Source organism: Bounagaea algeriensis (assembly GCF_054491375.1).
The window spans coordinates 3,933,141-3,952,306 of the sequence record NZ_CM137102.1; the positions used below are offsets into that span (position 1 = coordinate 3,933,141).

The following is a 19,166-nucleotide window of genomic DNA, read 5'->3' on the forward strand; positions in this document are numbered from 1 at the left end:
GAACCCGCGCCGGGCGGAGCACGCGCGGCGCGGGTGCTGTCGCGCCGGGCCGCGGCCGCGCCGCACGGCTGCTCCGCCGTCGGTGGTGGCCATTCCGCGATTCGGCCGGAAGCGGAGCGCCGGCGGGTATGATGACCCCCAGTACGCGAGCGCGACACGGGAGCGGTGATGCACGGTTACACGGCGAACAAGGAGAACTACCTCAAACGGCTGCGCCGCATCGAAGGGCAGATCCGCGGGCTGCAGCGCATGGTCGAGGAGGACCAGTACTGCATCGACGTGCTGACCCAGGGCGCCGCCGCCTCGAAGGCGCTGCAGTCCGTCTCGCTCAGCCTGCTGGAAGAACACCTGCGGCACTGCGTCGCGGAAGCCATGACCGAAGGCGGCGAGGTCGCCGAGGAGAAGATCAAGGAAGCCAACGACGCCATCGCGCGCCTCGTGCGCTCCTGAACGCGCACCCGCTTCCGCGCGCACATCCCGGGTCTCACGCCGCGACCGCGCGCACGCTCCGGCAGAACCGCTCGATCTCGGTGGTGGTGTTGTAGGCGTGCACCGAGGCCCGCACGAGCGCGTCCAAGCCGCGTTCTGCCATGTCCCACGGCGTGGACGGGGCGCGTGAAACCGTCAGGTTGAACCCTTCCTCGCGCAGCTTCCCCACCAACTCCGGTGCCGGCAGCCGATCGTGCCGGAACGTCACGATGCCGGAGCGCTCCGCACCGATGTCGGTCACCCGCACACCGGGCAGTTCGGCGAGCTGATCCCGCAGCCGCTGCGCCAGCGCGGTCACGTAGTCGTGCACCCACGGGATGCCGGTGTCGCGGTAGTAGCGCGCCGCCACGCCCAGGCCCAGCACGCCCGCCACGTTGCGTTCCCACAGCTCGAACCGACGCGCGTCCTCGCGCGGCCGGAAGCTCTCGCCGTCGAGCGCCGCCGAGTGCAGGTCCACGTGCTGCGGCGTGAGCTCGGACAGCAGGTGCCGGCGCACTGCGAGGAACCCGGTTCCGCGCGGGGCGCGCAGGTACTTGCGGCCGGTGACCGCCACCGCGTCGGCGCCGACCGCGGGCACGTCGATCGGCACCTGGCCGAGGCTCTGGCAGGCGTCCACGAGGAACACCGCGGGGGAGTCGCGCACGAGCTCGCCGATCTGCGCCAGCGGTTGCAGCAGCCCCCCGTTCGTCGGCGCGTGCGTCACCGCGACCATGCGCACGTCGTCGTCGAGGGCGCGGCGCAGCGCATCGACCGAGATCTGGCCCGCAGGGGCGCTCGGGACGGTTTCCACCCGCACGCCGCGGCTTTCGGCCGCCGAGCGCATGGCGATGATGTTGCTGGAGTACTCCGGGACCGCGGTCAGGATGCGGTCGCCGGGCCGGAACGGCACGGCGGTGAACACCGCCAGCCAGGACCGGGTGGCGCTGTCGGTGATCGCGATCTCGTCGGGATCGACGTTCACCAGCGCGGCCAAGTCGCGGTGGACGCCGTCGAGCTCCTCACCCACCTGTTCGGCCGCTTCGTAACCGCCGATGGCCTCTTCCGCGCGCAGGTGCTGCACGACGCGGTCGACGACCGGTTTCGGCGGCAGCGCCGATCCCGCGTTGTTGAAGTGGGTGACCGTGTCGCATCCGGCGGTCTCCGCTCGCAGCGCAGCCACCTTCTCCCGGGTTCGCGGTGCTTCGAGCACGATGTCCCGTCCTCTCCGGTATCGGTCCTCATCCGTTCTCGGGGGCCCTCCCGTGCAGCGAACACGATCACGCGGGCGCGGACAACCGCGCGCGCAGCACGGGAATTTCCCAGCCCTGTGCCCCGAACATCCGGGTTCGGGGCACAATGCTGCTGTGGCGGACGAACGCGACGCGATGCGCATCAGCGACGAGGAACGCAGGCAGGTGGACCGGCGGTTGCAGCAGGCCCTGGCCGAGGGCCGGCTGACCGTGTCGGAGTACGAGGAGCGCTCCGGCCACTGCTGGGCAGCGCGCATCCGGCGCGACCTCGAACCGCTCACCCAGGACCTGCCGGCGGAAACCGCCGAGCGGCCCCCGGAGAAGGCCGCTGAGGAGGCCGCGCCGGCGCGGAAGGACGCGACGGAGGACTCCGAGGACGAACCCGCGGAGAAGAGCCGCGCGAGCCGGGTGTTCGATGCCGCGATCGGCACGCTCGCGGTGATCGGCGGGCTGTTCGGCGTGGGCTACGTCGTCACCGCCGAGGACGGCGTGGCCGTCTTCGGCGACCAGGTGGTGCAGGTCTCCGGGGACACCGGCCGCGCCGAGGTCGGCGCGCTGTTCGGCTCGGTGGACGTGGTCGTGCCCGAGGGCGTCCGAGCGGAGACGTCCGGTCTCGTGGTGTTCGGCAGCACCGAGTGCGCGTCGGCCTGCGCCACCTCCCCCGGTGCCGGGACGAGCAGCGTGGTGGTGGACACCCGCGGCGCCTTCGGCAGCGTCGAGATCGTCACTCCGGAGGAGCACGCCGCCGGCGGTCTCGACGACGACTGAGGCCGCGGGCGGCTCGAGCGCGGGACGACCCGGACCGCGCACCACGAGCGCACCACACGCTCACCAGGCACTGTGGACACCAGCGCGCAGACATCGGCAGGCGATACCGCGATCACGAGCCCAACGGACCACTGTGGACGGAACCGTCCGCTGGCCCCGAGGGGCCGCTCGAGCGGAGTCGGCGCGCCGCTCGCGCTGCTCACGGGAGAATCCCGGCCGGAACACCGACCGGGATTCGCGCTCGGGACTTCTCACCGGTGCGCGATGCTGGGATCGAACCAGCGACCTCTACCGTGTCAAGGTAGCGCTCTCCCGCTGAGCTAATCGCGCGAAGCACTGCACCACGTGCACCGACAGCATAGCGCACGGCGATCGCCGGCAACGACACCCCTCCTGAAGCGGCGAAAGCCGGTGTGCCCGGGGCACACCGGCTCGACCGTCGGCAACCGCGGCGCCGGAAGCAGGTGGCGCCGGCAGCGGCGCTGCGCGCACCGCGCGGCACCACCTCCTCGCGCCGCTGAGCGCGAGGGGTCCTCAGCGCTCGGCCATCTTCTTCTGCAGGTTCTCGTCCAACGTGTTCAGGAAGTCCTGCGTGTTCAGGTGCCCCTGGTCACCGCCGACGAGCAGGGCCAGGTCCTTGGTCATCCTGCCGCTCTCGACGGTCTCGATGACGACCTGCTCCAGCGTCTGCGCGAAGGACACGACCTCCGGCGTGGAGTCCAGCTGCCCGCGCTGCGCGAGACCGCGGGTCCACGCGAAGATCGACGCGATCGGGTTCGTGGAGGTCTCCTGACCCTCCTGGTGCCGCCGGTAGTGGCGGGTCACGGTGCCGTGCGCGGCCTCCGCTTCGACGGTGCCGTTCTCGGTCATGAGCACCGAGGTCATCAGCCCCAGCGAGCCGAAGCCCTGCGCGACCGTGTCGGACTGCACGTCGCCGTCGTAGTTCTTGCAGGCCCACACGTAGCCGCCTTCCCACTTGAGCGCGGAGGCGACCATGTCGTCGATCAGGCGGTGCTCGTACTCCAGGCCGTTGGCCTCGAAGTCGGCCTTGAACTCGTTCTCGTAGACCTCCTCGAACACCTCCTTGAACAGGCCGTCGTAGGACTTCAGGATCGTGTTCTTGGTGGACATGTACACCGGGTAACCGCGCTGCAGGCCGTAGCGCATGGAGGCGCGGGCGAACTCCTCGATGGAGCGGCGGTAGTTGTACATGCCCATGGCCACGCCGCCGTCCTCGGGGAACTCCGCGACCTCGAGCTCCATCGGTTCGCTGCCGTCGGCCGGGGTGTAGGTGATGGTGACCGTGCCCGGGCCGGGGACCTTGAAGTCCTGGGCCTTGTACTGGTCGGCGTGCGCGTGGCGGCCGATCACGATGGGCTTGGTCCAACCCGGGACGTACCGCGGGACGTTGGAGATGACGATCGGTTCCCGGAAGATCACACCGCCGAGGATGTTGCGGATGGTGCCGTTCGGGCTGCGCCACATCTTCTTCAGCCCGAACTCCTCGACGCGGGCCTCGTCCGGCGTGATGGTGGCGCACTTGACGCCCACGCCGTGCTTGGCGATCGCGTTGGCGGCGTCGACGGTGACCTGGTCGTCGGTGGCGTCGCGGTTCTCGACGCCCAGGTCGTAGTAGTCGAGGTTGATGTCCAGGTAGGGGTGGATCAGCTTGTCCTTGATGAAGGACCAGATGATCCGGGTCATTTCGTCGCCGTCGAGCTCGGCTACGGTGCCCTGTACTTTGATCTTGCTCATGTGGCGGGGTGCTCCTCTCGCGAGAATGATAGCGGTACGAGCGTACTGCTATCAGTGTTCGATTGTGCCTGCCCGTCCGTAACGGCCACCACCCCATCGGCCGCGCGATACACCACTCCCCGGAGTCGGCGCGGGCCCGGTCGCGACCGCTCCCGGCGGCCCCTTCCTCCGACGGCCCTCCGACGGCGCCCCGCGCGGCACGGGCGCGCAGCACGCTCACCGCGGCCGCCCCCACCTCGAACGTCCCGTTGGGCTGGCGTCCTGTGCGGGGCTGGCGTCCTATTAGGCTGGTGGGCCGTCGAACACGTGATCTTGGGAGCGGCATGGCGACGGGACCGACGCACGCGATGAGCGGACTGACCGCGTGGGCGGCGGTCACCGCCCTGGCGAACAGCCACACCATCGGACAGCTCACCCCGAAGACGTGGATCGTCGGGGCGACGCTGGCCGCCGGTGCCGCACTGCTGCCGGACATCGACCACCCCAAATCCACGGTCGCGAGCACCTTCGGGGGCATCTCCCGGGGCGCCTCGGCCGCGCTGAGCGGGTTGAGCGGGTTCATGTACCGGCTGACGCGCACCAAGCACGACAGCGACCGTTCCGGCACCCACCGCGGTTTCACCCACACGCTCGTCTTCGCCGTGCTCGCCGGGCTGATCACCACCGCGATCGTGCAGACCAGCAACGGCGCGGCGCTGGCCGCGCTCATGTTCGTCTTCGCGGGCCTGACGGTGCGCGGCATCATGCACAAGTGGAGCCCGCGGCAGGACGCCCTGCTCATCTCCGTCACATCCGTGCTGCTCACCATCGCGTGCTGGGCCTGGGCCGGCCACCAGTCCACCGAAGCCGCCGCGTTCGGCGTGGCGGTCATGATCGGTTGCACCGCGCACTTCCTCGGCGACGCGATCACCGAGCAGGGCTGCCCCATGCTGTGGCCGCTGCCGCTGAAGGGACAGACCTGGTACCCGGTGGCCCCGCCGAAACCGCTGCGCATGAAAACCGGCGGCCGCGTGGAGATGCTCCTGGTCGGCCCGGCCTTCACCATCGGTGCGGTCGTCCTCGGAGCAGTTGTGCTCTACCGCATCGGTGCGGCCCCGTGGCTGGCCGATCTGAACCTGCCGCCTCAGGTGGCGGCTTGGCTCACACCAGGATCACCACATTGAAGTCCGGGCAAACCACCCATCCAGACCGCTCCGACCGATAAGGTAAGAAGAAGGCGGGCAGGAAGCACTGGCTGGGACAGGCCCGGAGGAACCATGCGAGCCGGTACACGCGACCGGAGACGAAAACTGATCACGCGCGCGGCCGCACCGTTCGTCCTGGTGCTGACGGCCCTCACGGCCTGCGGCGCGCTGCACGAGACGCAGCAGGGCCAGGGCGGCGCATCCCGCGTCGACCCGGCGGACACCTCGGCGTGCGCCAGCGCGATCAGCGTCGCCAACTTCATGCCCAACTTCGTCGATCCGCACCAGGCCCGGGCGGACGCGCACGACAAGCTCGCCGAGATCGACCGACTGCTGTCCCGGACCCACGACGAACAGCTGCACGAGAACCTGCAGGACGTGCGGGAGTCGGTGCACCGGGTCGCCACCGGCGAGATCTCGCTCGACAGCAGCGGGAAGTGGGCGAACCAGCAGTCGGAGAACTACGAGGAGGTCAGCACCACCTGCTCGCGCGTAGCAGGCGGGGTGACCTGACCCGCCGCTCGGGAGCGGGCACTCGTCCCTGCGCGCCCGAGCCAGCGCACCCGAGCGTCCCAGTGCACCCGAACGAGTGGTGTTCGCACCCGCTGCGGAGTGTGTCCTCGGTCACCTAGCCTGGAACGACGGAGGTGATGGGCATGCAAGCGACGGTGGGCGACCAACTCCACGTGCACAGCAGGACCATTTCGGAGGTGGACCGCACGGGCGTCATCATCGAAGTCCGCGGCGAGAACGGGGGGCCGCCGTACCTCGTGCGCTTCGACGACGGCCACGAGCGGCTGGTCTTCCCCGGCGGGGACTGCCTCATCGAACCACCCCGCCCCCGGCAGGGGGACTGATCCCGCCCGCACGCCGATCCGACTCCACAGACGCGGCACCGGGCGGTATCGTCCCGGTGCCGCCGCTCGTTCGACCGCTTCCCGCCGGGTCGCCGCACCGCGCCGGCAGGACGCGCACCCCAGCGCGGGCAACGGCAGCGCGGGCAACGGCGGGAACGGAAAGCACCACCCACGCGCGCGGCCGCGACCGACTTCATAAAGTAGATCGCGATGAGGGGCGTATGGCGAGGAGGCGGTGAAGAGGTGCGAGACAACTGGGCGTCGGCAACGCCCACCGACCCGCGGGCCGGTGAGTTCTCCGACGGTGGCGAGGCGGACGGGCCGTTCGCCGCTCTCGGTGCCGCGGCGGCCCCGTCGGCGGAACTGCCCGTGGGCGGCCTGATGACCGAGCAGGCCGCCCACTCGGACTCGCGCAACGCCCTGTGCTGGCTCAGCGACGCACCACCCGCACCCCAGCTCGTGGCCACCCTGCGCGGCGAGCACCACCGGACCGGGCTGTGGCCGCTGCTGGTCTGCGACAGCACCGAGACCTACGGCGACCGCTGCACCATCGGCGTCGTCCCACCGGAACCCCTCGAGCACATCGACCGGTGGACCATCGAGGACGTCATGGCCCGCATCTGGGACGGGCTCGTGCAGGCCGACGACGCGCTCGGCCCGGCCTACGACCTGGACACGCTCGCCCCGTTCGGCCACGCCTGCCCGGGAGCGGCCGCTCCCGGCAACCTGCTGGCCGACCCCGACATCCTGGCCAACCAACAACTCGCCCGGTTCGTCGACGAGCAGTCCCAGCTCGCCCTCGTGCCCGTGCGGCACGGCTCGGACGTGCTCACCGCGCTGGGTTGGTCCGGCGCGGCCAATCACGTGTCCCGCACGGCCGGGCTCTCGGCCATGGCCCGCAGCTGGGAGCAGCGGTTCGGCGCCCGCGTGCTGCGGCTCGGACCGGACCGGCTCGACCTGAGCGTGTCCGCCCCGCCGCAGGACGCCGAGCAAGCCGCGGCCGTCGCCGCCGAGCACTGGACGTTCTGCCCGGACCGGATCGTGCAGGAGTCCGGCAGCATCGCCGAATACGCGCGCGAGATCCGCGGACGGCGGACCTGGTCGTTCTGGTGGGACTGACCGGCGCCCGTCGCCCGGTTCCCGCGCGCTCGCGCGGTTCCCGCACCGCCGCGCGAGCGATCCGGCCGGTTCCGCAGCTGCGTTGCTTGACCGCGCCGCTCGTCACCCGAACGGGCCGCCTTCGATGGTCAGCGCGACATACCCGATGGCCAGTCCGAACCCGCCGTACAACGCGATGTCGACCGCCCGGGTGCGCAGGGTCAGCAACCCGAGGCGGCACTCGGGCACGAGCACGCGCAGCACGGCTGCCACGAGCAGCGCCGCGCTCACCAGCGCGGCGCCCTCCCGCCAGTGCTGCAACGCCACGCGGAGGAAACCGAGCAGCACGATCAGGGCCACCAGCGCGAACGGGAGGTGCGCGCGGAACCGCGGATCGTCCCACAACCGGTCGCTCATGCTTCCCCTCCGCGCCGACGCGCCGAGCGCGTGTTCACAGGCCCAGGCGGCGCTCGGCTTCCTCCACGACGTTCGTCAGCAGCATCGTCCGGGTCATCGGACCGACGCCCCCGGGGTTCGGCGAGAGGTGCCCGGCGACCTCGGCCACGTCCGGGTGCACGTCACCGGCCGGTCCGGACTCGGTCCGCGTCACGCCGACGTCCAGCACGGCCGCGCCGGGCCGCACCATGTCCGGCGTGATCAGACCGGGCTTGCCGGCGGCGGCGATGACCACGTCCGCTCGGCTCACCTCGGCGGTGAGGTCGATGGTGCCGGTGTGGCACTGCGTCACGGTGGCGTTCTCGCTGCGCCGGGTGAGCAGCAGGCCGATCGAGCGACCGACGGTGATGCCGCGGCCGACGACGGCGACCCGCGCCCCGTTCAGCGGCACCTCGTAGCGGTGCAGCAGCTCGATGATCCCGCGGGGGGTGCACGGCAGCGGCCCCGGCTCGTTGAGCACGAGGCGCCCGAGGCTGTTCGGGTGCAGCCCGTCCGCGTCCTTCTCCGGGGCGATCCGCTCCAGCAGCGCCCCCGAGTCGAGGTGGTCGGGCACGGGCAGCTGGACGATGTAGCCGGTGCACGCCGGATCGTCGTTCAGCTCGTCGAGCACCGCCTCGACATCGTCCTGGCTCGCATCGGCGTGCAGGTCCTTGCGGATGGAGGTGATACCGACCTTGGCGCAGTCGTTGTGCTTGCCGCGCACGTAGGAGTGGGACGCCGGATCGTCACCCACCAGCACCGTCGCCAACCCCGGGGTGTGCCCGTGCTCGGTGAGCCTGGCGACGCGGGCGCTCAGCTCGCCGTAGATCGCGTCCTTCGTGGCCTTGCCGTCGAGAATCGTCGCGCTCACAGTCACATCCTGGCAGAGCACCCGTCATCGCGGCAGACGGGGCGTGGGCAGCGAGGCCACTCCGACCGCGACCAACGTCAGCAGCACACCCACCACTGTGGACGTGCCGACGTGCGTGCCGGGGGCCGGCACGAGCAGATCCAGCAGCAACGCGCCGATGAGCTGCCCGGAGATCATGCCGAGGCTCAGCAGCAGCACACCGGTGTGCCGCACCAGCGCCACCGAACCGCCGATGACGAAGATCCCCAGCAGCCCCCCGGTGTACAACCACGGTTCCGGCGGGAAGCCACCGGGCAGCCCGCGCACGGCGGCGGTGACCGCCAACGCCGCGAGCAGCGCCACCGTGCCCACTCCGAAGTTCAGCGTGGTCGCCGCGACGTTGGACTCGGCGGTCTGCTTCACCAGCCCGTTGACCGCGGCCTGCCAACCGAGGCCGATGCCGGCGAGCGCGGGCAGCAGCACCAGCCAACTCCCGCGACTGCCGCCCAGTTCGGTGGACATGGCGATCACCACGGCCACCACGGCGAGCGCGGCGCCGACCAGGCGCGGCGGAGTGACCGGTTGCTTGCCGGCGGGCCCCAGCCCCAGCCGGTCCACGACCATGCCGCTGAGCACCTGCCCGGCGACGACGGCGATGGTGAACAGCGCGACACCGATCAGGGCGGCGGCGGTGCCCTGCGCGAACACGAGGTAGCCACCGCAGACGCCGCCCAGGCACTCCCAGGGGCGCAGTCCGCCCGCGCTCCGCACGCTCCGCGCGACCCGGCGCGCTCCGCGCCGCGCCGCGGGCGTGGCCGCGGCGACGAGCAGCAGCACGACGAAACCCACGCCGAACGAGACCACACCGGCCGTCACACCGTCGCCCAGCCGGTCACCGAGCGTTCCGTTGATCCTGGCCTGCACCGCCAGCAGCATGCCCACGCCGGCGGCCGCGATCCCGGCGATCGCGCGTCGGCCGGTCTGTCCTGCGGAGGTGGCGGTAGGGCGTTCTGCGGACACGGTCACGTGCGGGCAGTCTCCTCCGTCGCACGCGGGGAACGCGAGCCGTGCAGGCTGTGATGTGCGACAAGCACCACCCCGCCGGCGACGAGCAGCGCGGCGGCCCCGGCGGCCCCGGCCGGCCCGACGGAGTCGAGCATCGCACCGGACAGCGGCGAGGCCACCGCGGCACCGGCGGTGGTGGCGCTGAAGAACCACCCGAAGGCCTCGTTGCGCCGCTCGGGCGGGGCGATCCCGGCCACGGCACCGTTCGCCGCGGCCAGGCTCGGTGCGATCGCCATCCCACCCAGCCCCAGCAGCACCGCCACGATCACCGGCGATCCCGCCGTCACCGGCGGCAGGGCGGGGACGAGCGCGGCCAGTCCGGCCGCTGCCGCGAGCCCGCGCCGCCACAGCACGGGCCGTCCAGGCAGTCCGCCCGCCAACAGCCCGCCGGTCAGCGAACCCAGCGCCCACACGGCGGCGAGGACCCCGGCCAGCTGCGGTGTGCCGCGTTCCTGGGCCCAACCGACGAGCAGCAGGTCACCGGAAACGAGCCCGGCGATCAGCGCAGCACCGAACACGGGCAGCCGCAGCATCCCCGGGGTCCGCAGGAGGCCGCGCCGCTGGTCGGTCGAGCCCGCCGCACGAGCGGGTGCGCGCTGCAAACCCGCGTGCCACAGGGCCAGCGCGAACAGCGCGGGCCCGAGGACCGCCACGGCGGCGACCGCGAGCGCGCCCACGTCCGCGCCGAGGTGGGTCACGGCGAACGCGGCGAAAACCGGGGCAACGATGTAGATCAGCTCCTGCAGCGTGGCCTCGACCGCGTAGGCGGCCTCCAGGGCCCTCCCCGAGGCGAGCCGCGGCCAGATGGCCTTGCCCACCTGCCCCACCGGCGGCAGCGCCAGCCCGGTCAGGCCGGCGAGCGGGATCACCACCCACCACTGCTGCGCCGGCAGCGCCTCGGCGACGAACACGATCGCGACCAGCCCCGCCGCGTACAGCGCACCCATGGCGATCACGAGCAGCGGGACGGAGCGGCGGTCGGCGGCACGTCCCCGCACCGGCCCCGCCACGGCCTGGCCGACCGTGATCGTTCCGACGACGACGCCGGCGGCGGCGTAGGAGCCGGTCCACTCGGCGACGAGGAAGGTGAGCACCATCGGCACGGCGGGCATCTGCAGGCGGCCGAGCAGGCTGAACGCCATGAGGCCGGGTGCGTGCGGAACGCCGGCCAGGACGCGGTACGGCTGGAGCAGACGCGGTTGCGGCACGATCTCCACCATGGCGTGCGGCAGCCGCACGTCGCCAACGGTTTTCCCGAACGGTTCCCCGGTGCACCTCGGCGCTGACCGGACGTGCTGAACCGGTCTGCTGAACCGGTCTGCTGAACCGGTCTGCTGAACCGGGCATTCCGCGACAGGCCACGTGCGGGACGGTGCACATCGGCCACCGGCCGTTTGTGATCGAATCCCACCTGGTGGTGTGATGTTGTTCCACCCCGGTCACGGGGGAAGCTGTGCGCCGCGGAACGGCCCGGCCAGGCGCCCACCTCCCCGGCGAGAGGTGCGCGTGTCCTGCATCGACGTCCGGAACGGCACACGCGGCACACTGCTTCGCTCGTGTCGAGTAGCGTCTAGTGCGGGGTGGGGACGCTGTGCTTGGCCCAGAGGGGGAGGATGTCACCCATGTCGCGTCCGACAGCGATCAGCCCGGAAGAGCAGGAACAGATCGCCCGTCAGATCGGGGTCCTGCTGTTACAGGCCGTGCCCGACGACTGGCAGCAGATCACCGTGGAGTACCGCGCCACCGGTGAGCACCACGACCTGCTCGGCGAGATCATCAAGCAGGACGGTACCGCCGAGCAGTGGGAACCGCCGTCCGAACTTCCGGGGATATTCGAGAACCTGCGGGACGGCATGTACCGCCCGGACGTGGGCACCTGGTTGAGCGCGCTGTACATCGTCGAGCGCCCGTCGTCCTACCGCATCGACATCAACTTCGACTCCGAACCGAGCTGGCACCAGCCGCTGCCGCGGGGAGCGTACGCGGACGAGCTGCGCCGCTACCCGCGAGCCGAGGAGAACATCCCGGAGTGGATGTGGGCGAAGCTCGACGGTTCCGATCCCTCCGCGGAGGAGGACCCGGCGGACGAGGACCCAGCGGCGGAGCGCTCGGCGGGGGTGGAGTTCACCCCCACCGCCCCGCAGCCCGGCGATGCTGCCGGCACCGAAGTCGCTGACACCGAAGCCGCGGGCACCGGCGCGTTCGAGGGCGGGACCGGGACGGACGACCAGTTCGCCGTGCCGGCTTCGCCCGCGGGCCTGGGCGAGCCGGCAGCGACCCTGTCCGCCCCGGAACCGCCGCAGGACAGCGCCGTTCCCGACAGCGCCGTTCCCGCGAGCGGGGCGAGCGCCGCGGGATCCTCGGCCGCACCTGATCAGTACCTGACCGGCCGGGCCGGCGGAGGACTCGCCTCCGAGGAGCCGCCCGCTCCGGCCGCGGACGTCCCGGGCACGGAGCAGGCGCCCGCTGTCGCGGAGGTCTTCGTCGACATCGACGACCAGGGGCTTCCGCTGCTCACCGGCCGCCCGCCGGTGCCGCTGGAAGAAGTCGCCGCACTGCGGCAGTACCTGGAGACCGCTCCGCTGGTCCAGCGCACGAGCGAGCACCACGACGAGCTGGATCCCGAGCGCTCCCCGAGCGTGCCCGGCACGTGGCACACCGACGGCGCCTGGCTCTGGCCGGGAGCGGTGCCTTACTACCTCGCCCAGTACGGCGTCCCGCCGCAACCGGAACTGCTGGCGCACATCAGCGAACGCGGCTTCGCCGTGCCCGCGGTGCCGCAGGAGCGGCTCGCCGCGATCCGCGGGTTCCTCGAGGGCACGGCGGACCCCGCGGACGAAGCCGCCGCTGCCGAGGTCCCCGCCGGACACACCGGGGAGACCATGCACACCGGGGACACCGGGGAAACCGGACTCATCGGGGAGCCCGCCACGTTCGCTCCGGAGGAGGACTGGACCACGTCCGACCTGGACGAGGACCGGACCGGAACTGCGCCGGAGGCCGACGTGCACGCCGAGCAGGGTCCGGCGATGGCCGCGAGTGCTGCTCCGGAGCAGGAGCCCTCCGCCCGCGGCGACGAGGGCACGCAGGCGCAGGATCCCGCGGGCGTCCCGGAACTCGGTTCGGAGCTCAGCTCGAATCTCGGCGCGGGTCTCGGCCCGGGCCTCGGTGCGGATCGTCCCGAGGCTGGCGGTGGCTCCGAGGCTGGCGGTGGCCCCGAGGATGCCGGTAGCCCTGAGGATGCCGATAGCCCCGAGGGCCTCGGCGACCTCGGCGAACCGGCGGAGATCGACGAACCGGCGGAACTGGTCCCATCGGAAGAGCTGGGCACACCGGAAGAGCTGCTCGACGGCCCCGCGGCGGGATCTGCGTACGAGGGGACCGCGTTCGACGGGGCCGCCGGCGATGAGACCGATGCGGCGGAGGAGCCGGAAGAGCCGGACATCTCCCCCGAGTCGGTGTTCGCGCAGCTGCACGACAAGCTGAGCGCCCACGGTGTGGGGGCTGCGGAGTACCGGATCGGCAGCCGCGTGGACACGGCGCACTGCCTGCTCGCCGACGGCGCGTCGTGGGTCGTCACCGACGAGGACGCCGAGGTGCGGTTCGCCCGCGTCGATCACGCCGCCGCGTTCCTGCTGGGCACCCTGCTGCTCCGGCACGAAGAGCCGCAGGCGGGCGCAGCGCCCGCCGATGCCGGCGACCCGGCTCGCCGGCAGGCCGCCGACGTGCCGAGCAGTCCCGAGGCCGCGTCCGCACCGGTGGAACCGCTGGACGCGCCGCAACCGGGAACGGCGGCCCCGGAGGCGGCCGAACCGGAAGCGGCCGACAGCCGTGCCGGTGCGGGACTGCCGAAGCATCCGGGCGGCAATCCGCTGTTCACCGCCAACCAGCCGAGCGAACCGCCGGAACCGGCCGGGGACATCGCCCAGGCCCTGGACGCGGAGGCTCCGGCACAAGCACCGCTGCCGGATGCTCGTCCGACACCGCCGGAAGCGCCTGCGGGCCAGCAGCCGCAGCCCCCCGCGTCGCAGCCGCCCGCGGCCGGCCAAGCCCCGGGGATGCAGCCTCCAGCCCCGCAGGCGCCCTCCGCGCACGGCGGTCAGCCTCCGGCGCAGGCTCCCGCGCCACAACCTCCGCAGGGCGGGCAGCAGCCACCGCAAGCACCGGTCGGGCCGCCAGCGAACAACGGTGCACCGGTTCCACCGCTGCCGAAGCGGCAACCGCGGCAGGACGGCGGCATGCCGCCGGCTCCGCAGCAGCCGAACGCTCCGCAACCGAACGGGGCCCAGCTCAACGGGGCGCACCCCAACGGGGCCCAACCGAACGGGACGCCGGGAACGGGCGCTCCCCCGCAGGGACAGGCGTCGATGCCGCCGCGTCCGCAGCAGCCGGGTGCCCACTCCGGCGGGCAGCCGCCCGCACCGGCACCGGGCCAGCCGATGAACCCCTCCTCGGGCGGGCAGCCGGTGCAGACCCCGGCCGCGCAGGCGAACATCCAACCGTTGAGCGGGGAACCGCCGCTGACGCTGTACCGCGACCGCCAGCAGGTCATGCTGCAACCCGGCACCGAGCTGGACCGCTTCGGCGAACCGGGCGGCAACGTGACCTACGCGTTCCGCACGCCGTACGGCAACCGCTCGCTGCCGCCGCAGTGGGCGAACCGCAACTACTACGCCTACTGCGTGCAACGGCCGCTGCAGGTGCTGCGCGGTTCGGCGGTGCCGTGGTTCGAGCAGCCCGGCGGGGGCACGGCGTACGTCCTGCCCACCTCCGTCGAGGAGCTGCTGGCGGAGGGCGTGCTGGTGGAAATGCCGCCGACCGAAGCGCTGCGCCCGCCGATGGAGTGAGGAACGCGCGACCGCGTCCGGAGCACACCGCGAATTCCCGCGGTGTGCTCCTTTTTTGCTCTTTCAGCCGCGCGGAGCGCTCTCCGCTTCGGGTGCGCTGGTGGCGGTGGGCTAGGGAACGACGACGACGGGCCGCACCGCTTCGACCACGAGCGTGGCCGGCACGGTGCCCAACAGCCCGCCACGCCGGCGGGAACGGCCGACCACGATGAGATCCGCCCGGTACTGCTCGGCGACCTGTTCCAACCCGACCGCGGGGTCACCGCGGTGGTGCACGAAGTCCCAGTTGATGTCGATGCCGCGGAGGTGCTCGACCACCTCGTCCTTCAACTCGGCCACGAGGCTCTCCGCTGCCTCGCTGGCGACGGCCACGCCCATGGGCGACCAGTAGGCCACCCCGCCCACGGCTTCGACGTAGACGAGCACCAGCCGCGCCCGCTCCCGCCGCGCAAGCCCCGCCGCCCATGCCGCGGCGTGGAAACTCGCCGGGCTGCCGTCCATCCCGACGACGATGCCGCCCAGCCCGTCCTTGCCGATCTCGAAACCGGTCATGTCGCGTTCGGCCACGCCAAAATGGTATGGCCCGTGGTCATCGAGGCCGACGCCTGCAGCACATTCGCAATCTCCTGGTGCGCACCGCGTTGACCCGGTGGAAGTTGACCCGGTGGAAGTTGACCCGGTGGAAGTTGACCCGGTGGAAATCCGCGAGGTCGGCGGGGCCCGGCATGTCGAGGTTCAGCCAGGTGCTCCCCGCCCGGTCAGTGCGCGAAGTGCCGGGTGCCCGTGTGGTACAGCGCCACTCCCGCCGCCGCGCAGACCTCGATGGTCTCGGCGTCCCGCACCGAACCGCCCGGCTGCACGATCGCCCGCACACCGGCGTCGATGAGCACCTGCGGACCGTCCGCGAACGGGAAGAACGCATCCGAAGCGGCGACCGACCCGCGCACCCGGTCACCGGCGCGGGAGACCGCCAGCCGCGCCGAGTCGACGCGGTTGACCTGCCCCATCCCCACGCCGACCGTCGCCCGGTCCGCGGCCAGCAGGATCGCGTTCGACTTCACCGCGCGGCATGTCCGCCACGCGAAGACGAGATCGGCGAACGTGGCCTCGTCCACCGCTTCACCGGCGGCCAGTTCCCAGTTCGCCGGGTCGTCGCCCGGGGCGTCGATCGCATCCGCCCCCTGGGTGAGCAGCCCTCCCGAGATGGCCCGCATCTCCACCCGGCCGCTCTTCGGCGGCTGCGCGGTGAGGACGCGGATGTTCTTCTTGCGCATGAGCACGTCCTGCGCGCCCTCGGCGTAGCCCGGAGCCACCACGACCTCGGTGAACACCTCCGCGATCTGCTCGGCCGTGGTCACCGACACCTCGCGGTTCGTCGCGATCACCCCGCCGAACGCGCTCACCGGGTCGCACTCGTGCGCCTTGCGGTGCGCCTCGGCGATGTCGTCGGCCACGGCGATGCCGCACGGGTTGGCGTGCTTGATGATCGCCACGCAGGGTTCGTCGTGATCGTGCGCGGACCGCCACGCCGCGTCCGCATCCACGTAGTTGTTGTAGGACATCTCCTTGCCGTGCAGCTGCGCCGCGGCGGCCAGGCCCGCCGCCTCCCCGCCGGAGACGTACAGCGCCGCGGGCTGGTGCGGGTTCTCGCCGTAGCGCAGCAGCGACCGGCGCTGCCAGGTCTGCCCCATCCAGCCGGGGAACGGACTGTCCTCTGCGGACGTTCCGGCCTCGACGTCCTGCCGCCGGCTCATCCACGAAGCCACGGTCACGTCGTACGAAGCGGTGTGCCGGAAGGCGGCCGCGGCCAGCTCGGAACGCTCCCGAAGCGTGAAACCGCCGCCGCGCACCTGTTCCAGCACCCAGTCGTAGTTGCTCGGGTCGACCACGACCGCGACGTTGGCGTGGTTCTTCGCGGAAGCGCGGACCATCGCCGGACCGCCGATGTCGATGTTCTCCACGACCTCCTCGTCGTCGGCGCCCGAGTCGACCGCGCGCACGAACGGGTAGAGGTTCACCACGAGCAGATCGAACGCGGCGATGTCCAGGTCCTGCAGCTGCTGGGCGTGGGTCTCGCGGCGCGTGTCGGCGAGCAGGCCCGCGTGCACCCGCGGGTGCAGCGTCTTCACCCGGCCGTCGAGGACCTCGGGAAAACCGGTGAGCTCCTCGACCGGAGTGACCGGAACCCCCGCATCGGACAGCGCTCGGGCCGTGCCCCCGGTGGAGACGATCTCCACTCCGGCGGCATGCAACCCGGTAGCCAGCTCCAGCAGGCCGGACTTGTCCGACACGCCGATCAGCGCGCGCCGCACCGGACGACGCGAGGAGTTCGTACTCACGGGATACTCACCTTCCGTCCCTGCACGGTCCACCCGTGCTTCGCCAGCTGCTCCAGGGCGTTCACCAGCAGTCGCCGTTCCGCGGCCTTGATCCGCTCGTGCAGACTCGACTCGTCGTCATCGGTGGCCACCTCGACCGCCTCCTGAGCGAGGATCGGCCCGGTGTCCACACCGGAATCCACGACGAACAGCGTGCAGCCGGTGACCCGCACCCCATACTCCAGCGCGTCCCGCACTCCGCGCATACCGGGGAACGACGGCAACAGCGCCGGATGACTGTTCAGGTACCGCCCGCCGAAACGGGCGAGGAACGCCTCGCCGACCAGCTTCATGAAACCGGCCGACACCACCAGGTCCGGCTCGTGCGCGGCGCAGTCCCCGGTCAGCGCCCGGTCCCAGTCCTGGCGCGCATCGTAGTCGGACACGCGCCGCACGAACGTGGGCACACCCGCGCGCTCCGCCCGCGCGAGCCCTTCCACATCGGAGCGGTCCGCTCCGACGGCGACGATGCGGAAGTGCTCCGAGCCGGCATCCAGCAGGGATTGCAGCAGACTGCCCGATCCCGACACCAGCACCACCACGCGTGCGGGGGTTCCGGTGCTCAGTCGCCGGGGCTCGTGCTGCCGGCCCGGTTCAACCGTGGTGTTCAGCGTGGGACTCCCGACCTGCTCGGCGGCCTGGCGACGTTGCACGACGCGCTTTCCGCATGCAGCGTAGGCGCCGACCACCGCGGAAACGCGCCGGGGGCGCGCCGCCCGCGCCCCCGCCGGAGCACGACGGCTTCAGCGCAGGTGCCGAGCGGCCGGATCGGCGTCGTGCTCATCGGCGGGATCTCCGGGAGGCCGCCCGGGGGAATCGGAGCCGTGCGGTTCGACGGGCTCCTCCGAGAGCGCTTCCGGGGCGCTGTTCGCACCTGCTCCCCCGGCAGCATCCGGTGCGCCTTCCGCCTCGAGCTCCCCGTCGGGCAGCTCCGCACCGGCGAGTTCTTCCTCCTGTTCCTCGTCGAACTCGGGGCCGGCGGGCATCGGCGTCGGAACCAGCAGCACCACTGCCGCCGCGGGTACCCCCGTCCAGCCGAGCGTCGCCAACACCAGTGCCACCGGAGCGAGGTCGACGGGTCCGAGCGGGCCGTCCGCCACGGCCCCGCCCGCGAGCCAGGCCAGCACCAGCACGCCGAGCGCGATCACCACCACCGCGGCGACCGCCGCGCGCAACCGCCCGGCCACGTCCGGCAACGCGCGACGGCAGAGCACGCCCACGAGCGCGCCCGCCGCGGGCGCCAGCAGCACCATCGCCGACCACCACGCGTGCGGTCCGCCGGCCGGCAGCAGATCCGCCAGCGGGAAGCGCGGCACGTCCCCACCGACCAGGTGCCACGGGCCCACCGAGGTGCGGCCGAGCGCGAATCCCGTGCCGGCGGCGAAGGACCAGCCGGCCACGACCGCGTTGGGCAGGTAGACCAGGGACAGCACGGTCGTCCCGAACCCTTCACCCCACGTGCCCGCACCGTAGGACCCGGCCAGATCGGGCAGGGCTGCACCGAGGGACACCAGCACGACCGCCGCGCCGGCCGCGAGGACCGCGCCGAGGCCGAGCAACCCGACCCGCACGCCCGCCCGCACGTCAGCGGGGGCGTATCCCCGCAGTTGGTGGACGAGACCGCAGCGGGGTGCGACACCGGCGGTGGCCGCGGCGGTGGTCAGCAGGCCCGCGCACGCGAAAGCCGGACCGGGCGCGGCCTGGGGGCCGATGAGGAAGGCCGCCAGTCCCGCCGGGATCGCGTGGCCCACGCCGAAGCTCAGCACCACGGGGCCCGCCTGGTCGGGCCGGTGCAGGCGGCACCGGCGCGCGTACGCCGAAGCTGCGGCGGCGACGAGCACCGCGATGAGCGCGGTGGGCAGCAGCGGCAACGCCCCCAGGGCGGCGCCGTCGAGGGTGAGCGGGACCTGGAAGCAGGCCAACCACGCCGCCACAGCGGCGAGCAGGATCGCCGGTGGTTCGAACCGCGCCCCGTCCGCGGTGCCCACGACGCAGGCCAGCAACGCGGCGACGAGCAGGTAGCTCAGCAGCAGGGTCGCCAGGCACACGGCCACGAGCAGCCACCCCCGCGCTCCGCCCCGGCCCGGGAAGGCCCCGGCCTCGGCGGAGGGATCCGCGTCCGTGCTGCGCTGGATTGGTTCCGCAGGTGCATCAACTTCCGACACGCCGCGAACTTCGCACCGCGGGGGCTCCGATCGGGCGGGAACACGC

At 72.3% G+C, this 19,166-nt stretch carries 17 protein-coding genes and 1 tRNA gene; 7 read left to right on the plus strand and 11 right to left on the minus strand.

Going from position 1 to position 19,166, the window contains the following annotated elements:
* Positions 1–168: 168 nt before the first annotated feature.
* Positions 169–450, plus strand: a complete 282-nt coding sequence (locus ACVGV2_RS17850) for a metal-sensitive transcriptional regulator (RefSeq protein ID WP_459163499.1) — start codon at positions 169–171, stop codon at positions 448–450.
* Between the two features lie 34 nt (positions 451–484).
* On the opposite strand, the gene ACVGV2_RS17855 is transcribed toward ACVGV2_RS17850, so the two are convergent.
* Positions 485–1,678, minus strand: a complete 1,194-nt coding sequence (locus ACVGV2_RS17855) for an aminotransferase class V-fold PLP-dependent enzyme (protein WP_459163500.1) — start codon at positions 1,676–1,678, stop codon at positions 485–487.
* A 154-nt stretch (positions 1,679–1,832) separates the two neighbouring features.
* Between ACVGV2_RS17855 and ACVGV2_RS17860 the strand changes: the two genes are divergently transcribed.
* Positions 1,833–2,486, plus strand: coding sequence for a DUF1707 SHOCT-like domain-containing protein (locus ACVGV2_RS17860; protein WP_459163501.1), 654 nt, complete (start codon positions 1,833–1,835; stop codon positions 2,484–2,486).
* Positions 2,487–2,744: 258 nt separating this feature from the next.
* On the opposite strand, the gene ACVGV2_RS17865 is transcribed toward ACVGV2_RS17860, so the two are convergent.
* Positions 2,745–2,816: transfer RNA gene (locus tag ACVGV2_RS17865), tRNA-Val, on the minus strand.
* A gap of 204 nt (positions 2,817–3,020) precedes the next feature.
* Positions 3,021–4,241, minus strand: a complete 1,221-nt coding sequence (locus ACVGV2_RS17870) for an NADP-dependent isocitrate dehydrogenase (RefSeq protein WP_459163502.1) — start codon at positions 4,239–4,241, stop codon at positions 3,021–3,023.
* A gap of 323 nt (positions 4,242–4,564) precedes the next feature.
* On the opposite strand from ACVGV2_RS17870, the gene ACVGV2_RS17875 reads away from it, so the two are divergent.
* The 4 genes from ACVGV2_RS17875 (at position 4,565) to ACVGV2_RS17890 (ending at position 7,401) form a co-directional block, all read left to right on the plus strand.
* Positions 4,565–5,404: a metal-dependent hydrolase gene (locus ACVGV2_RS17875; RefSeq protein ID WP_459163503.1), complete on the plus strand. Its 840-nt coding sequence runs from the start codon at positions 4,565–4,567 to the stop codon at positions 5,402–5,404.
* A gap of 93 nt (positions 5,405–5,497) precedes the next feature.
* A complete protein-coding gene (locus tag ACVGV2_RS17880; RefSeq protein WP_459163504.1) occupies positions 5,498–5,938 on the plus strand; it encodes a hypothetical protein in 441 nt (146 codons plus the stop codon).
* A gap of 143 nt (positions 5,939–6,081) precedes the next feature.
* Positions 6,082–6,282 carry a DUF1918 domain-containing protein gene (locus ACVGV2_RS17885; protein ID WP_459163505.1) on the plus strand — a complete coding sequence of 67 codons (201 nt, stop codon included), beginning with the start codon at positions 6,082–6,084 and terminating at the stop codon, positions 6,280–6,282.
* A gap of 243 nt (positions 6,283–6,525) precedes the next feature.
* Positions 6,526–7,401, plus strand: coding sequence for a DUF4253 domain-containing protein (locus ACVGV2_RS17890; RefSeq protein WP_459163506.1), 876 nt, complete (start codon positions 6,526–6,528; stop codon positions 7,399–7,401).
* 102 nt (positions 7,402–7,503) lie between these two features.
* Here ACVGV2_RS17890 and ACVGV2_RS17895 read toward each other — a convergent pair whose 3' ends face one another.
* From ACVGV2_RS17895 to ACVGV2_RS17910, 4 genes are read right to left on the minus strand one after another with little or no spacing between them, the layout of a single operon-like run.
* Positions 7,504–7,797, minus strand: a complete 294-nt coding sequence (locus ACVGV2_RS17895; RefSeq protein ID WP_459163507.1) for a DUF3017 domain-containing protein — start codon at positions 7,795–7,797, stop codon at positions 7,504–7,506.
* Between the two features lie 34 nt (positions 7,798–7,831).
* Positions 7,832–8,686: a bifunctional methylenetetrahydrofolate dehydrogenase/methenyltetrahydrofolate cyclohydrolase gene (locus ACVGV2_RS17900; protein WP_459163508.1), complete on the minus strand. Its 855-nt coding sequence runs from the start codon at positions 8,684–8,686 to the stop codon at positions 7,832–7,834.
* A gap of 24 nt (positions 8,687–8,710) precedes the next feature.
* Entirely contained in the window at positions 8,711–9,691 is a 981-nt protein-coding gene (locus ACVGV2_RS17905) for a DMT family transporter (protein WP_459163509.1), read from the minus strand.
* Positions 9,688–10,968 carry an MFS transporter gene (locus ACVGV2_RS17910; protein WP_459163510.1) on the minus strand — a complete coding sequence of 427 codons (1,281 nt, stop codon included), beginning with the start codon at positions 10,966–10,968 and terminating at the stop codon, positions 9,688–9,690. Before ACVGV2_RS17910 ends, ACVGV2_RS17905 begins: the two co-directional genes overlap by 4 nt.
* A gap of 384 nt (positions 10,969–11,352) precedes the next feature.
* Here ACVGV2_RS17910 and ACVGV2_RS17915 point away from each other — a divergent pair, with 384 nt between their 5' ends.
* Positions 11,353–14,577 (plus strand): glycohydrolase toxin TNT-related protein, encoded by a 3,225-nt coding sequence (locus ACVGV2_RS17915; protein WP_459163511.1) that lies wholly within the window; start codon positions 11,353–11,355, stop codon positions 14,575–14,577.
* Positions 14,578–14,688: 111 nt separating this feature from the next.
* Here ACVGV2_RS17915 and ACVGV2_RS17920 read toward each other — a convergent pair whose 3' ends face one another.
* The 4 genes from ACVGV2_RS17920 to ACVGV2_RS17935 all read right to left on the minus strand — a co-directional run bounded on the left by ACVGV2_RS17920 (position 14,689) and on the right by ACVGV2_RS17935 (position 19,120).
* A complete protein-coding gene (locus ACVGV2_RS17920) occupies positions 14,689–15,144 on the minus strand; it encodes a universal stress protein (protein ID WP_459163512.1) in 456 nt (151 codons plus the stop codon).
* Positions 15,145–15,335: 191 nt separating this feature from the next.
* Positions 15,336–16,916 (minus strand): bifunctional phosphoribosylaminoimidazolecarboxamide formyltransferase/IMP cyclohydrolase, encoded by a 1,581-nt coding sequence (gene purH, locus ACVGV2_RS17925; RefSeq protein ID WP_459163513.1) that lies wholly within the window; start codon positions 16,914–16,916, stop codon positions 15,336–15,338.
* On the minus strand, positions 16,913–17,521 hold the full coding sequence (gene purN / locus ACVGV2_RS17930; protein ID WP_459166046.1) for a phosphoribosylglycinamide formyltransferase: 609 nt from the start codon (positions 17,519–17,521) through the stop codon (positions 16,913–16,915). The genes purH and purN overlap by 4 nt, the downstream gene beginning before the upstream one ends.
* A 177-nt stretch (positions 17,522–17,698) precedes the next feature.
* A complete protein-coding gene (locus tag ACVGV2_RS17935) occupies positions 17,699–19,120 on the minus strand; it encodes a cell division protein PerM (protein ID WP_459163514.1) in 1,422 nt (473 codons plus the stop codon).
* Between the last annotated feature and the right edge of the window lie 46 nt (positions 19,121–19,166).